Origin of the sequence: Bacillus cereus group sp. BfR-BA-01347 (assembly GCF_022663835.1) — a bacterium.
Lineage (GTDB): Bacteria > Bacillota > Bacilli > Bacillales > Bacillaceae_G > Bacillus_A > Bacillus_A thuringiensis_K.
The window spans coordinates 109,763-125,896 of record NZ_JAKUGG010000009.1 but is presented as its reverse complement, the minus strand read 5'-3'; the positions used below and the strand labels follow the sequence as shown (position 1 = coordinate 125,896).

Sequence of the window (16,134 nt, the reverse complement as noted above, 5' to 3'; positions counted from 1 at the left end):
TCAAACCGACATCTATAAGTCCTACATGAAATGTCAGTACTTTAGAATTATAACACAGCACGGTTGCAATAATTCCAAGATTCTTGCAAGTAATCTCCTACTCTTCAACATGCTGATAGGATGACTCTAAAAAAGGGGCATTATCACAGCGCTATCAATCTAAAGTTTTATACCACCCATAAAGCAAAAAACGTTATCCCTTCTGTAGAATTATAGGAAGGGATAGCATTTCTTAATGAATCTTTAAATGCTTACGTTTACTGAAGAATTACAGCGGCATATGCCTCCCCAGGTTCTACAAAGGACGAAGCACTTGATTATCAACATGATTGATGGCATCTAGTTTCTCAGGATAAGATTTTAAGAGTTCCTATTTCAAATGGTGAAGATTACACTATAGATGATAAATTTACAACTTCACTCTTATTATTCATCTGCATAGTTTATCAATATTATAATGGAATAGCATTCAAAAAATTCCCTAACAATATAAATCCCCCCTCTCCAATTTCTTGAAGCTGAGAAATCGGTACATCCTTACTGGTCTTTTTGTTTTTATCGTCACCCTTTCAAATCATCTTCATATGTTGTATATAGATATCTCCTTTCGAATTAACAATGATGCCTCTTTCAAGTCCTTAATGTACGCCTTACAAAGAGCACTTTTGAAAAGTGCTCTTTGTACTTTGTAATACACTCAATCTATAATAAAGTAATTTTAATGTATGAATAATTTACACCTGCCTCTTTGTATGAATTGTAATTATTTGTACACACTATAATTGGAAGGCTTGAATCATTGTCATTGAAAAATGTTCAGCACTTATGTTCAGCACTTCCGCTCCTTAAGAGAACAGTCTACGCAACTGTTCTCTTTCCTTTTTTAACAAATATAACAGGACAAGCATAGTTAACTATCCTACGATCGATTGCATTGCAACAGTCTCAACGTTTCCTCAACAATTTCTCAATATTTTTCATGGACAATAGCACACTTCCTCACCGTTATTAATATCCTAATATTAAATACTGAAAGGAGGTGCTAAAAAATGACTTGGTTCATTATTTTAGGATTTATGCTTATTTTAAGTATAGGCGGCTTTCACCCACATAGTATTCATATCATTTTCAAAATAGATTCAGATACAAAAGCTATGCCAAATTGGTCTTTCGTTAATAAAATAAACTTTCAAACATTTAAAGAATTGATAAAAAGACCAAAGAAGAATAAACTCAACAGCCTTACAATAGGAGAACTGTTTATCCCTTTAAGTATATTTAATAAATTATTTGGCAAAACATTAATTTTTCTAATCCTATTCTTCTATTCTCAATTCTTAAACTAAATATAATATGAGATGAGTAAAAGAATAACTGTCGCCGACCATAACAAACAACAGACCGCCCATTAAGACGGTCTGTTTTAAAACAAATTGACTATATCAACAGAATAAGAATTCAAATTTTTATAAAAAAATGTTGAATACAATGGATAAAATATTGAACCCCTAGTCCGAAACAGATTTGTTTCGGACTATTCTCGTTACTATAATTGTACGTAGAATGGTAGACTAGAACTTCCACTTAGTCTTGTTCTGTAATTTCTTCTCTTTTTGAAGTAAGGCCTTTAACTTTTTTAAATAATCGATTTCCATACGTAAACATTCATTTTCATCTTTTAACGTCTCTATAACCCCTTCAATAGTTGCATTATTTAACTTTAATCTTGTCTTTTCCATAGCTGGACCCCCTTTCTTCTTTTTATATAGGAATTCCACGCCTTTTAAATCATATATTTCCCTTCACCTACGAACTATTGCAATAAATTCTTTAACACAAACAATTCATTTATTTCATTTGTTTTTATTTTATTTCTCAGAATTTGAGATATATCTTTTGAAAAATCCCTTGTATTCCTTCCATATTTATCTCTCCTAAATAAATCGTAATACATATTATACCCAACAAACTTGTAAGCTTTATTTTATTTTTAACAAAGCCTTCTTAATTTTAAATAGACATAACACTTCATACCGTCAACTCCCCCTATATTGATAAATACGAATCATCTAATTTATTTGACATTTCAATGACTTATGACAGGAAAATATATACATTTAATTAAACCTAATGTATCTTTGGATTGTAAGTCGTAGTTAGTTGGCCAACTTTTAATACAATTTAATAATTAAAAATAAGGGGGATTTAAAAATGAATCAAGCATTAAGGAAAAGTAAGAAAAAAATGATGTATCTAGTCAGTTCACTTTTAATTTCTCTATCAATGTTTTCAACTACAAGTTTTGCAGCTACAGAAGGTGCTGTAAAAAGTGTTACAAATAGTAATTATACTGGAATTGCAGCTGATATAAACCTACCAAAATCAGTTGTTGTTAAGGATGGATATGTGAATTGGTATTTAGGTATTGGAGCATCTAAAGTTGAAGGTGGTATTTCAAAAACACCAAGTGGATATAAAGTATTTCTTAATTCAGGATATAATGAATCAGGTCAAAACAATAAGTATTGGAACACACAATATGATACATCAATTAAAGATGGTGATCGAGTAAACCTTAAAATAATTAATACCGGCAATGGTACGGTTACTATGTATGTAAATGGAATCCCTAGATATACAAATCAGCCTGTATATGGCTCATTTTCTCAATACGAACCAGTAAAAATGGTTCAGGGCGTTGAAGATACTGGACATAATTCTTTTAGCCAAGCTAGCTTTTCAAACGTACTTCTAAGAGCAGATATATCTGGATCTATCTACAAGAGTTGGAACAGTTCTATTTCTTCCTCATTTTCTAAACATGGTACTTATAGTAACAATTTCACAGTTTATTCTCAAGTACCATTAAGCGCAAGTTTACGCTAAGGTTGCTCTTGTATACGAATGATTTTGTAAAAAAAGGTAGCTGTACTTTTTGTACAGCTACCTTTTTCATATGGTGAATTTTTAATAGTTATTCTATCAGCCATATGTTACATTCTTCATATTTTAGCTTCTTTGAATTAAATAGTACTTAATCAGCTTGTCTTATTACTTCACTTAACGTAACGAGATTCAGCTTATAGCAACTACAACACGCTTTATTATTAATAATACTACTCTTCTTATTTTAACTTTAATTCCATTGCATTGATTTTTTAATAATAAATATACAACTTAGTAATGTTAATAGATATACAATAAGAATAATATACAACTGTTTTGGTTCAATGCTATCCATATAAAGACTCATAATTGGATATGACCAAGGAAATAGTATCCAATAGTTTGTATGAGAGATAAAAAAACTACCCAGTCCACCTATAACTCCTACTAATAATGAAAGTAGAGGGATTTTATAGAATATTATATTTATTAAAAAATGTAAATTCACTATAATTAGAGAGCTAATTACCATAAAAAGTATAGAAAAACTTAAACTTTGATAAACAGTCCCGAGACTATCAACCGTTAATACTATAGGTATACTAGTTATGACTAAAGCACATATTAAATAACAAAAAGTAATTATTAAACAAAACAAAAACTTATTACTTAATATAGTTTTTAAAGTAACTCCATGATAAATAGCAGACATATATCCTTTTCTTCTGAATTCGTTTACAAAAGAAAATGACACTAATAGACCTATTGCAATTGGTAAAAATAATCTACAAAAAAGACTTAGAATCGCTATATGCATGTCAACGCCATCTTTTACTTGAGACAATACAGTTAAAAAAACTTGAAAACTTATTGGTATCAACAAAAATACTAGTAACAGGATATACAACCCATTATGAAGACTTTTTTTATATTCACCTAAAATACCCACTTATTTCACCCTTTATTATTCATATGTATAATATTTAAAACTCACACTTAATAACATAATTCCTAAAATATATATTGAAGAACTTGCAAGATATATTAAAATAGTTGGTTTTTTAATCATTACGTCACTTACTATATTCAATGCATAAAATATTGGAAATGTCTTTGTGAATATTGTAGGGAATAATCCATATGTTACGCTAAAAAAAATCCAAATAACTGACAAGGATGCTGCTAGAATTCCCTTTTTTATAATTAAATGAAAAAGCAATTGAGAATATGGTATTGCTAAAGATAAAATGGTACAAAGTAACAACATTTTTAAAAAATACAATATGGGTATTTCATATCCATTTATAAAAATATAGATACCTACAACTGTAAAATTTAAAATATTAAAGATCAAATAGAGCAGTATAAACAATAGATTTTTAGCTACCAATAACTTGAATTTTGAAATTGGCTTTGTATAAATAATAGCCCAAGTACCATATTTATTTTCAGAAGAAATAATAAAATACCACATACAAGCAGAAAAAATGCTTAACGTTAGTGTATTAAAGTTAACTGTAATTGCTATAAGATTTGTAGATTGAAACATGTCAGGGTTATTCTTGTTAAAAATAAAATAACTTATACACAAAAAGCTTGATAATAATGAAAAAAACAAAGAAAATAATAATAATTTTCTCCCACCAATTTTCCTCATCTCACTATTCACACTTTTAAAGATAAATTGCATTATTATAGTAGCTCCTTTTGTTTAGTTAAAGATAAAAATACGTCCTCCAACGTTGGCTTTTTAGGGCTAACTTCAAAAATATCTATATCATTCCTAATTAATATTCTAGTTAAACTAGGAACACTGTTTTGATCTATTATTAGCTTGAATACCCCTTCTTTTTCTATGCTATAAGATATACCCTCTGCATTCAAAATTCTTTCTGTGACAGTTGTATCATTAACATGAATAATATATTCTCCAGAGGTAATAATACTGTTTAAATTCCCTTCATAGAGTAAGCTACCCTTATGTAGTAACGCTATGTGATCTGCTATCATTTCAATTTCAGCTAAATTATGACTAGAGATAAATATAGTCTTCCCCTCATTTTTTACTAAATGAAGTAACAAGCGTCTAATCTCATGTACTCCCTCTGGGTCTAATCCATTTGTCGGCTCGTCCAGAATTAGTATTTTAGGATTATTAAGAATAGCAAAGGAAATACCTAGCCTTTGTTTCATTCCTAAAGAAAAATCTTTCACTTTTTTATCCTTTGCTTTATATATTCCTGTAGTTTTTAATACTCTATCTATTTCTTCTAAAGGTTTATTAATCATATTTTGTACATAGGCTAAATTTTCATAAGCTGTTAAATTAGGATAATAGGTAGGTGAGTCAATAAAACAACCCACATTTTCAAATAATTTTTCTTTCCATTCTTTGATATCTTTGTTATTAAATAATATCGTTCCTTTATCTAATGGAATTAATCCTAATAACATTCGCATTGTTGTTGTTTTCCCTGCACCATTTGGTCCAATAAAAGCATATAAACTTCCTTCAGGAACAGATAAGCTTAAATCTCTGACAATGGATTGATTGTCAAAAGATTTTGTTAAATTTTTAGTTTGAATTGCTAATTTCATTTTGTTCCTCACTTCCTCACTTCCTCATTCCAAAATAAAAGTAAGTATCTAATAAGTCCTCGACTTATTAGATACTCTATTTATCCTTTACCTAATGTTTGCAACTTGGATTTCGAAAATATTTCTCGTTGTTTTAATTTTTTATCAGTAAGCTCATAAACTCTATCTACACGTTCTAAAATACTTTCGTCATGAGTGATAATAATCTTAGTGGACGATAAGGCAAATATATTTTCAATAACAGTATTTGCTGTTTCTCTATCTAAATGGTTAGTTGGTTCATCTAAAATAAGAATCGGATATTCTTTCATGAACAGGCGTAACATTGCTAACCTTTGTCTTTGACCACCGGAGAAATTTGTTCCTCCCTCAGATATAAAAATATCAGTTACACTTTGAAATTGAATATAATTACTTAAATTCAATTTATCTATAGCATTCTGGGTTTTTAAAGGGTCATAATTTATATCAAAGTAAGATAAATTTTCAAATAGACTTCCTCTAAAAAGAACTCCATCCTGGGTCATTAGTCCTACCTTTTTTCTTAGTTCCTCACTGTTCCAATCTTTAATATCTCTATCGTCTATTAATATATTACCCTTATCGGGAGTATGTAATTTTAATAATAAGTTAGCCAAAGTGGATTTACCGCTGCCACTTTCTCCAACAATAGCAATACTTTCGTTATTTTTAATGTTTAAACTTAAGTTTTCTATTATTTTTTTATCATCAAAACTAAACGAAATATTATTGAATTGAATTGAGCCTCTAAGAATGTCTACTTCGGTATCCGATCCATTTTTTTCTAACACCTCTTCCAAGATATCTAAAGTTCTTAATAAAAGAGGTTTAACTGAATTCCAATTTAAAATTGATCCTATAATCGTTGAAACCGGAGAAAATATAATACTAGATATGGCAATAAAGAAGAAAATATTACTTAAATCCCCTTCTCCCTTACTAAAATTATAAAATCCTACAGCAAGCATTATGATAATAAATATTGTTGATAGGGAGCTATTAAATGATTCTAAAGCATTTTGTTTTAGCACTCTTTTATGTACCGTATCTAGATATTTATTATAATCTTTTTTCCATACAGATTTAATTCTAGAAAAAATCCCCGTGGCCTTTACATAATACATCGCTTTTAATGATTCATTAATTTTCCCTCTATGTTCTCCTAGGTAATACGTTTCGACTAAATTAGCATTATATATAAATTTCCCTAAGGAAATATTGATGAATAGGGAACTAGCAATAAAAAACATCAATATTAAAGTATAAAAAGTCTCAGTATATAATAGATACATCAATAATGGAATGATAACTACTATTGATATAATCATTTCAATTAGATCTTCTAAAATATATCCTCGTATTGACTCTAGACTCATGATTCTTACATTTAAATCCCCTGCGTGACGTGTAGTAATCTTTTCTATGGGGATATTAAACATATGCTCAAAAACTTTTGTTGTACTTTTTCTATCAATTTCTTTTTGAAATTTTACTTTTATAATTGAAGTTATAGATTTTATCCCTATAACAACTATTAAACTCCCCAAAATAATTAAAAGGTATTTTACATCAACTTCCTTTGAAGCATTCAAAATATCCATAAACTTTTTCAAAATAAAAGGGAAAGCAAAAATTGAGATTTGTGCTAATAATACTAATAGTGCTAGTAAAAGAATCTGACTTGGGGATACAAAATGATCAATATATCTAAGTAGTATATGTTTTTCACGCTTTTTAATATTTGGCTGTATATCTTCTTTGTTTTCTATTACTAAAATATAGTTACAAAACATCTCTTCAAAACTTCTTATATCGATTACCATTGGCCCTGCCTTAGGATCTACAATATAAAATTTATTTTCTTTAACCCTTTCAATAATTACAAAATGATTAAAGCCCCAAAATGCTATCATCGGCTTTTGTATCCTTTGTAAATCAGTTATATTTTCTATCCTATATGCAGTTGCAGAGAGTCCATACGATTCACTAACTTTTTTTATGTCCAACAAACTCCATGACGATTTTTTATTAATAATTTTACTGTTTCTAATTTCCGAAGCTTGTACTGCTAAACCGTAATAATGCATAATCATTGCTAGACAACTAGGTCCACAATCAAAAGATGTCATTTGCGGTATAAACTTAATTTTCTTTCTTAACATATTTATCACCTATTCTAGGCATTAAAGTATAAAATGCTATTTAGTTTATTATTCTCTAACCTTTGTAAAAAATACAAAATACTTCCTAAACCTGTAAATAATGAAATTTTATGAGGATTAAAATCTTCTATATCAAAATTATTCAAAAAGTTATTTGTTACTTTCATAACAATTTGTTTTTCATTTCGCTCTAGCATACCTCTATTTTCTAACTCCAATAAAAAGTCTAATTTCCCCATTAAACCATGACATAAACAATAATCACTGTTTTCATGTAATGTACTTAAGATTTGATTTTTAAAAAAGATTAAATCCGATTGTATATCTTCATTTTGATATGATTCTAAAATTTTAATTCTTGATATTCCCATTCCACTAAACCCTTTACACCAGCTATCAGTATACTCATATTTACTCGTACTCATTTTCTCACTTTTATGTATACCATGTATTACTCTATCGTACTTATTGGTTTTTAATATGTCTTTTAACTTATAAAATGCGAGAAGTTGACCTGATAATCCATGAACAAATCCCTTTAATGAATCTTCTAAATTTAGAGTATCGTGAGCTTTCCAATATACAAATTCATTATCTGTTTGCATATTATTGACAATGTAGTCACCGAGATTTTCAGCCACTTCAAGCAATATTTTATACTTAGGATTAACTTGATAAAACTTAACTGCAGTTAAAACTAGACCGGCTGAACCACCTAATATATCAAAATGTTTATCGTTATATCCACCTTTTTCGATATCGGAGTTGATACTCATAAATATTTGCAATATCACCTTTTCATTGAGAGAGGTTATATGCGGTAAATTTGTTAAATAGTAAGAAACAATAGCATTAACACCATTTACAAAACCATAATTATTCTTATTTTTGGTTAGAATTTCTAATAAGGCTTTTTGTTCGAGTTTATTTATAAATTCAATGTAATTAGGATCAGCATTATTTCTCAATAATGAACTTATTCCCAATAATCCATCATATATTCCACTATTCAAATGGTTTATCTCGAGCTCCCCTTGCCAATTTGTTTTTAGTCCAATAAAATCTACATCACCGCCTTTTGATATATAACTACCATCCAGAATTTTCCCTGTAATTGCTTCCTTTATTTTATTTGTAGGTAATTTAGTCTGAAAATTAATTGTTTCCTTTACTGAATTCAGCTTATATAGATTATCATTTTGATTGGAAAGGGATATTTCTATAATTTTTCTTTGTAGTAAAAAGTCAGCATATGAAATTTTTTGGAATTTCATTTCTAAATCTATTTCATTACTTGATAAACTCTCGCAAGCCCCCCATTCATACTTATTAAAGAAATATGGAACATCATAGGATAATAGTGCCTCTATCTCTTTTTGAATAATATCTTTCCTCGTAGCCAAGTATGTGTTTTTTTCGAGAATATTTCGTAAATATTTTATAGTCTTTAATTTATTCTCTAATAAATCCGGAACATTTAGTCTATCTAATAAAAGAGTATAGACTTTTGTATTTCGATATACTTTTCGATAATTCCATTTAGAAATACTGTTTTTTAAAATATACATATATTCCTCTTTATTTTTTAAAACTGAATTATATGCATCTTCGAAACCTTTAATAATATCATTTATATAATTATCATACTCGTATATATCATTGTTAAAAAAAGGTAAATTCTGAACTGTATCTTCTATTATTGTTTCTTCTCTTATTTCAATTGGATTGGATGTAAATTCATTTTTTATTTTAATTGTTTTTACCAAAGTCTTCATTACTCTCCCAATTGCACTGTAATCCCTTATTACCTCTCTACCTCCACTAAACCTTATAGGTAGCATTCTAGAATTTAATACTGAATTAGATAATATAAAACTACTGTTTTCTTCAGCGATACTTGGATTTAATGTACTTCCTAATGTCTCAAAATCAATTATGACTGGTGAGGATCCTTGAGCTATAATATTTTCATTATGTATGTCACTTCCATTAATCAGATATATTACAGAAAGCACGACGCCTAAATTATAATAATAATCTTTAATTTGCTCATTAGATTCACATGATTCATGATTAATAAATTCCATATATCCATAATTTTTTTTATTAACTACTTGTGGAATAAAGATATCTGTATTTAAATCTTTATTCAGTTGATTAATTAAACTGTGATATAAAATAGAATTTTTCAAATCAACTGGTTTTAAAATTATCTTATGATTAAATTTATCTTCTAAAAGGATTGTTCGCTTTCCATTATTATGATAGTCACCTAGGTTAGTAACTTTTTCCAGATGCATAATATTAAAACCCGACATTTTATGAATTTCTTTTTGATCTTTTTTAAGAGCTCCTTGTAACCACATCAAATAATTTATTTCATTTTCAATTATTGTAAAAATTTTTTCATTTAGTAAAGGTAACATTTTAAAGAAATTCACATGAATTTTTTTAAAATGAAAGAAATTCCTCGTAAAATACTTATATTCTTCATTGATATCCATTCCTATTAAAGCTTTTTCTACTCTAAGTTTATTTATGTATACAATTAAGGATGGTCTTAATACTTGATATAATCTTTTTTCTAAATCCAACATTATCGATTCAGAAATCCTCTCAACATTACCAAAAAAATCAATTTTATTTATTATCATATTTTTAAAGAATGCTACATATGTTTGTATTATTTTTTGAAAGTTATAGTTTTCATCATTCTTAATAACATCGTTACATGAAAAATCCTCTAAAAAGATAATAAAATTTTTTTCTAGGTCTTCTTTTGTTACTAAAGAGGACACATTATCTATTGTATTTAAAATTCCACGTGAATTATTTTTCATAATAACCTCTTCTTTTTATAGGTAGGAGAAATAGTTAGAAATTCATTATCATTAAAGAGAGTAAGGCCTTTTGCCTTACTCTCTTTAACTATTAGTAGCATCTTTTACAAGTCCAGATTCCATTAATTGGTACGCATATTTGAGGTGTCACTCTTGGACAATCTTTAGTTAAAGTTTCAATATAACCAGGTCCTATACCACCAACTAATTGTTCAAGCTCTTCATCTTCTACAACTTGTAAATATTTTTCATTCTCCATTCCAATACCTACCTTCTTATTTTTTTTGAAAATGTTGTTATAAATTCAATATTCTACCACAACATTGTCTGAAAATAATATACCATTAAATGTTAATTAAATAAAGATATATTTACAAAAAATAAAATAATAGGATATTTAACTATATTGATATAATAAAAAGAAACGTGCTTATTATAGCGTTAAAATTTAAACACTATTTTCTTAACTGATATTTTTTATTTTATAAATTTGTTATAATCGATGCTGATTATTAATTTAAATAATTCTTCTAATACCTAAATAGCCATTAAGAATTGTAATTACACTTATGAAAAAAATTAGATTTATAGAAGATAACTATCAAGAATATTTTACCATAAAAGGAGATAATCAACTCTTTTTTTTAATTGTATATGAACTCGCCAATAAATTTCAATTATGAAATAACTTTAATATATTTAATTTCTCTTACAAAATCCACCCTGCCTAAAAGGCTTTGTCAGAATCTAATATCAAGCTTGAATTGCAAAAATCGTGTCAAAAATAAAAAGATGAAATTGTAAGTATGTTCACTTCTCAATTCCATCTCTTTTAAAAATTGTATATCATCAATTCTCTTGTTCCTCGCTATTCTACCAAATTAATAGCAACACATTATGTAGATGTAGGTTTATACTATTCTACATTTAAATACATGTAATATTGCCTATACTTTGTTATCTTCATGTGAAACTAATTCACTATATATCTCTTTCTCTATATTTTTCAAGAGAATTTCCAACCTATTTTTTGTAGCTAGATTAAAATGTGGATTTAATTCTTTTATTATAAATTCAAGTATCTCAAAGCTTATGTACTCTCCTAATTCAAGTGAATATTGATCACCCAAGAAAGTTTTTAATTTTTTAGAGATCTCCACTTTATCTTTTTTGGTAATATTTACCCCATCCGATAACAAACCTCTCTTAGATTAGTCTTAAATACTAATTCAAAAAGTTTTTATAACATAATAAAAATATTTTGGAATTAATATAAATCATATAATGAAATTTTTACAAATAAATAAAAAATATACATCATAATCATTAAACAATATATCAAGCATCATAAACATATATTGGCTCGTCATAAAGGCGTAAACATTTTGACCAATTTCCACATAACGTTTCCCATTCACCAGCAGGATATACTTCCGTACGCAATATATGAAGTGGTATACGTAAATTCAATAACCGACCACTAAGCGTCGTACGAGTAACTCCCGCTGGCATTAAAAACTTTGCTTCAATTACCTTTTTCAGTTCCATCAACGAGTATTCTGGATAACTCATCAATATTTCATTTGAATGAGGCCAGACCTCAGTATCATTTGAATGACGGCGTACCGTATACTCATGTTGATATAAGCTGACAATACGATGCCATATCTCTAAATGATTAAATAAGTCGCTATTTAAATCCCTTGCATATAAAAAATGTACTTGTTTATTTGCTTCTGTAATTTTTGCAAGCAAACGTTTATTAGCAATAATCTTACCTGACCAAATTATTGTAGGTTCTTTCTTTAAATTATTTACCCATTCCCCCATTGGTAATAAATGATTCCAAGCACGAATTTTTATTTTTTCATCAGGTACTACCTGTACAGCAACGCGTTTACAACCTAATGCCATCATAGCCTTCATACGATGGGCACCATCAAGTAACAGATAATTACCATCACTAAGCTCAGAGACTAAGGGAGGATTCCGTAAAACACCTTCACTTTCCATTACACGACAAATTTGTTCCAATCGTTTGTGTTCATATGATTCATGAAAGCGAATTTGCTTGGGATGTAAGAGATCTAAGGCCGAAATAATTTCACTCATAAAAACAGCTCCTCAAATAATTACATAAATTCTAAGCTTATCAAATAACTAATTTTCTATAATGATTAGTTGTGTTTACCGATATTTAGCAGCTATTAGACAATTATTTCAAACTGCGCTTTAATAATTTTACTAGTCTTCTAATAAAACACCAATTTCCTTTTCCCTAGCCCTTTGATAGTAATAAGCAGCAATGGCTACATCAAAAATGGCCATACCCATTGGATTAAATAATATTGCTTTGTCATAAGGGAAGTTTTGCAGTGCTCCTCGGATTACAACGTCAGCAATTGATACTGTATCTTCTTTTTGTAAACCTCTTTCAAGGTGCATCCTTTCAACATCAGTTTTTTCACGACAGACTTCTTCCCAATTATCAACAACTAGGGATTTTGTATATTCTAAGATATCAGGCTTAAAATCACGAAGAGAAACATTGAGTAGTAGCGCTCCATCTTTAGGTTTCTTATCAATATAACCTTCTGCAGAAACAGTACAAGTAATAAAAATATCAGCATCATTATAGGCTTCTTCATAAGCATTAACCTTTTGAGTTTTAGAATAAATTTCCTCAGGAATTAATTCGTCTTTAATTCCATTGATATCATATAGGTAAACACTTTCGATTTTATCGCCTAATAGGGCAGTTACCATCTTTAAATGCATCTGACCAATAGGTCCAAATCCAATTATTCCAACTTTAACATTATTTAAATCTCTTAACTTGGCAAACTCTCGAATCATTAACCCTGTAACAGAAGCTGTTCGTATAACACTGACCATTGCTGTATTAAGCGTCGCAAATGGTTTTCCAGTCATAGCATCATTTAATATAGTAACTGAATGAGCACGTTGAATACCTTTCTCAATATTCTTCGGAAAACTAGCTATCCATTTGATTCCTGAAACCTTAAATTCTCCTCCAATATAAGCTGGCATAGCAATAATTCTATTAGCCGGATCATCGAAACGTAAGTATGGCTTAATTGGCTGAGAAAAATCTTCTGCATCAAGACTTTGTACTGCCTTTGAAATGACATTTATTGTTTCTTCCCAATTAACACCCATTTCATTGATATGTTTAGTATTTAAATACATCATAATTGCTTCCTCATTTCTATATCATTTTTATAAAGAAACTAATTGGTCTTCTACTGATTTTTTTGTATTAAGCCATTCTACCCATTCTACGTTGTAAATAGTTGATGTGTAAGCTTGTCCATTATCAGGACACAAGAAAACAACATTAGGTGTATTTTGAGCATCCCTATTTTCAAAATACTTTTGGATTGCATAATATGAAGTCCCTGATGATCCACCAGCAAATATTGCATGTTTATTAAATAGCTCATAACAACCTGCAACAGTATGAACCTCCGGTACAATCATTACATCATCAATCAATGCTTTTTTAACCATACCAGGTATCATACTGGCACCAATTCCTGGTATGTACCGTTTACGAGGCTTATCACCAAAAATAATGGACCCTTGACTATCTACCGCAATAATTTTAATATTAGGGAATTTTTCTTTTAATCGTGTAGATACCCCAGCGATAGTTCCTCCAGTACTCACTCCAATGAAGGCATAATCTAACTGTTTAAAATCATTAGATATTTCCCCACCAATTCCTTGATAATGGGCTTCAAAGTTATCAGAATTATTATATTGATTTGTCCAGTATGCATTAGGAATAGTATTTAAAAGTTCTTCCACCTTATTTAAACGCGTTAATAAATAGCCACCTGTTTCATCTCGTTCATCCACTTTAGCTACTTGATAGGAAGTTGCTCTCAAAAAATTCTCATAACTATCATTAATATTTGGATCAATAACTGGTATGAATTTCAGGCCGATATACCTACAAAGAGTAGCAAGAGCAACCGCAAAGTTACCAGATGAAGATTCAATAATTGTAGAATTTTCAGTCACTTCACCGCGACTTATTGCTGATTTTAAAATATGGTGAGCAGCACGCACTTTAACACTATTCATTAAATTGTGATATTCTAGTTTTGCATACAGATTAATCTTTTCATGCTCTAATTTAATCATAGGTGTGTTGCCGATTACCCTTTCTAAACTCTCTAATTTCTTGAGCATAATTTGCTTCCTTTCTTGGTTAAAATCTAAAAAAATAATTAAAGATAAATAGTTGTAAATGTTCTTTCGAATGTATTTCAAATAGAACTTATACCTGAAAGACAATAAATGCTAGATTCTTTAGTAGCGATAAGCTAAGCACCATTCAAGTACTGCCATAGCACTATTTAGCTTGTTTTCGGCCTGGGTAAATACAATACTTTTCGGTCCATCAATAACTGTTGCTGCTACTTCTTCCCCCCGGTGTGCTGGGAGGTCATGCATGAAAGTAGCTTCCGGATATAAAGTCAAAATTCTCTCTGTCACTGCAAATGGATTAAATGCATCTTTCCATAAAGGATCTATTTTGCTTGTCCCTGTTGTTTGCCACCTTGTTGTATATACAACATCCACTTCACTAGGTAACATTTTTATATCATGACATTCAATAACTTTAGCACCAGATAATCGTGCATATTCTTTTGATTTTTCAAGCACACTTGGAGACACTCCATAACCAGCAGGTGTAAAAAGATATAACTCCGTACCTGGAAAACGAGATAAAGAAAGAGCTAGAGCTGCAGCACTGTTATTACCTTCTCCCATATATAAAACCCGTAATCCAGCTATTTCACCAAATTTTTGTTTCATTGTTGTTAAGTCTGTTAGCGCTTGTGTTGGATGTTCTTCCGTACTCATTGCATTAATGACTGCCATACGACTTTGAGATGCCAGCTTTTCCATTTCCTTTTGACTATCTGCAGTTCTTGCTACTAGTGCATCCAGCATTCGCGAAAGTACTTGAGTAGTGTCTTCTATAGACTCCCCTGTATTTTCTTGCAAATCATTTGGACCATACGTTACAATTTGTGCACCCATCTTTAATGCTGCAACAGAAAATGCCGATCGAGTTCTAGTCGATGTTTTACGGAAGTAAATCCCAATTATATTTCCCGCTAATATTTGATTAGGTTGCGATTTACCTGTGGCAAACTCTACCCCACGAGTTACAATTTGGTTAATATCACTATCAGTAAGATCCTCAAGAGTAATTAAATGTTTTCGAATAGCCATTATTATATTACCTCCCTTTTGAATAATTGCATGTAACAAAAATGTATTTACATATGTATGTAAATACAAACTACTAAACAGCTAAGGTAAAAATAATAGATTGCAAATATAATTCATGTGGATCCATTACCACACTTTTCTATATTTGTTTTTAAACTAATGTATAGCAGTTGATATATAGCCTATATGAACTCGAATACTATTTTTACTCAGAAATACTTACACATAATTCTATTGTTAGTCTATAATCCTATTTTTTATGATATAGCTCTGCTGAATATATTACACACTACAACGCTAAAAATATACTTAAAATACTGAATTTTCAGCTTTCTCAATTCTTTTATCAATTTTCT

General features: G+C 29.3%; 14 protein-coding genes and 1 pseudogene. 3 read left to right on the top strand and 12 right to left on the bottom strand.

From position 1 onward, the window contains the following. Window positions 1-294: 294 nt before the first annotated feature. Both MR143_RS15380 and MR143_RS15375 read left to right on the top strand, forming a co-directional pair. Window positions 295-408, top strand: a pseudogene (locus MR143_RS15380) (DUF3221 domain-containing protein); the annotation flags it as partial. 641 nt (window positions 409-1,049) lie between these two features. Then, window positions 1,050-1,346 carry a hypothetical protein gene (locus tag MR143_RS15375; protein ID WP_000219735.1) on the top strand — a complete coding sequence of 99 codons (297 nt, stop codon included), beginning with the start codon at window positions 1,050-1,052 and terminating at the stop codon, window positions 1,344-1,346. A gap of 225 nt (window positions 1,347-1,571) precedes the next feature. On the opposite strand, the gene MR143_RS15370 is transcribed toward MR143_RS15375, so the two are convergent. Further along, entirely contained in the window at window positions 1,572-1,739 is a 168-nt protein-coding gene (locus MR143_RS15370; RefSeq protein ID WP_000416165.1) for a hypothetical protein, read from the bottom strand. Between the two features lie 472 nt (window positions 1,740-2,211). Here MR143_RS15370 and MR143_RS15365 point away from each other — a divergent pair, with 472 nt between their 5' ends. Continuing rightward, entirely contained in the window at window positions 2,212-2,886 is a 675-nt protein-coding gene (locus MR143_RS15365; RefSeq protein WP_109140493.1) for a hypothetical protein, read from the top strand. Window positions 2,887-3,136: 250 nt separating this feature from the next. On the opposite strand, the gene MR143_RS15360 is transcribed toward MR143_RS15365, so the two are convergent. The 11 genes from MR143_RS15360 to MR143_RS15310 all read right to left on the bottom strand — a co-directional run bounded on the left by MR143_RS15360 (window position 3,137) and on the right by MR143_RS15310 (window position 15,778). Further along, window positions 3,137-3,835, bottom strand: a complete 699-nt coding sequence (locus MR143_RS15360) for an ABC-2 family transporter permease (RefSeq protein ID WP_000511805.1) — start codon at window positions 3,833-3,835, stop codon at window positions 3,137-3,139. Window positions 3,836-3,850: 15 nt separating this feature from the next. Further along, window positions 3,851-4,576, bottom strand: coding sequence for an ABC transporter permease (locus MR143_RS15355; RefSeq protein WP_001159644.1), 726 nt, complete (start codon window positions 4,574-4,576; stop codon window positions 3,851-3,853). Between the two features lie 2 nt (window positions 4,577-4,578). Further along, on the bottom strand, window positions 4,579-5,484 hold the full coding sequence (locus MR143_RS15350) for an ABC transporter ATP-binding protein (RefSeq protein WP_109140494.1): 906 nt from the start codon (window positions 5,482-5,484) through the stop codon (window positions 4,579-4,581). Between the two features lie 80 nt (window positions 5,485-5,564). Continuing rightward, window positions 5,565-7,667, bottom strand: coding sequence for a peptidase domain-containing ABC transporter (locus MR143_RS15345; protein ID WP_000944708.1), 2,103 nt, complete (start codon window positions 7,665-7,667; stop codon window positions 5,565-5,567). A 14-nt stretch (window positions 7,668-7,681) separates the two neighbouring features. Continuing rightward, the gene (gene lanM, locus MR143_RS15340) at window positions 7,682-10,507 is read right to left on the bottom strand and encodes a type 2 lanthipeptide synthetase LanM (protein WP_097999340.1); all 2,826 of its coding nucleotides are present in this window, start codon (window positions 10,505-10,507) and stop codon (window positions 7,682-7,684) included. A 91-nt stretch (window positions 10,508-10,598) separates the two neighbouring features. Continuing rightward, entirely contained in the window at window positions 10,599-10,766 is a 168-nt protein-coding gene (locus MR143_RS15335; RefSeq protein ID WP_000426726.1) for a type A2 lanthipeptide, read from the bottom strand. Between the two features lie 688 nt (window positions 10,767-11,454). Further along, on the bottom strand, window positions 11,455-11,706 hold the full coding sequence (locus MR143_RS15330) for a DUF2164 family protein (RefSeq protein WP_131250467.1): 252 nt from the start codon (window positions 11,704-11,706) through the stop codon (window positions 11,455-11,457). 139 nt (window positions 11,707-11,845) lie between these two features. Then, complete coding sequence (locus MR143_RS15325) at window positions 11,846-12,619, bottom strand: ParB N-terminal domain-containing protein (protein ID WP_001289608.1); 774 nt, start codon at window positions 12,617-12,619, stop codon at window positions 11,846-11,848. A gap of 132 nt (window positions 12,620-12,751) precedes the next feature. After that, window positions 12,752-13,720, bottom strand: coding sequence for a 2,3-diaminopropionate biosynthesis protein SbnB (gene sbnB / locus MR143_RS15320; protein WP_002101741.1), 969 nt, complete (start codon window positions 13,718-13,720; stop codon window positions 12,752-12,754). 27 nt (window positions 13,721-13,747) lie between these two features. Then, complete coding sequence (sbnA, locus tag MR143_RS15315) at window positions 13,748-14,725, bottom strand: 2,3-diaminopropionate biosynthesis protein SbnA (RefSeq protein ID WP_242280842.1); 978 nt, start codon at window positions 14,723-14,725, stop codon at window positions 13,748-13,750. A 120-nt stretch (window positions 14,726-14,845) separates the two neighbouring features. Continuing rightward, window positions 14,846-15,778: an ornithine carbamoyltransferase gene (locus MR143_RS15310; RefSeq protein WP_001007708.1), complete on the bottom strand. Its 933-nt coding sequence runs from the start codon at window positions 15,776-15,778 to the stop codon at window positions 14,846-14,848. Window positions 15,779-16,134 lie beyond the last annotated feature (356 nt).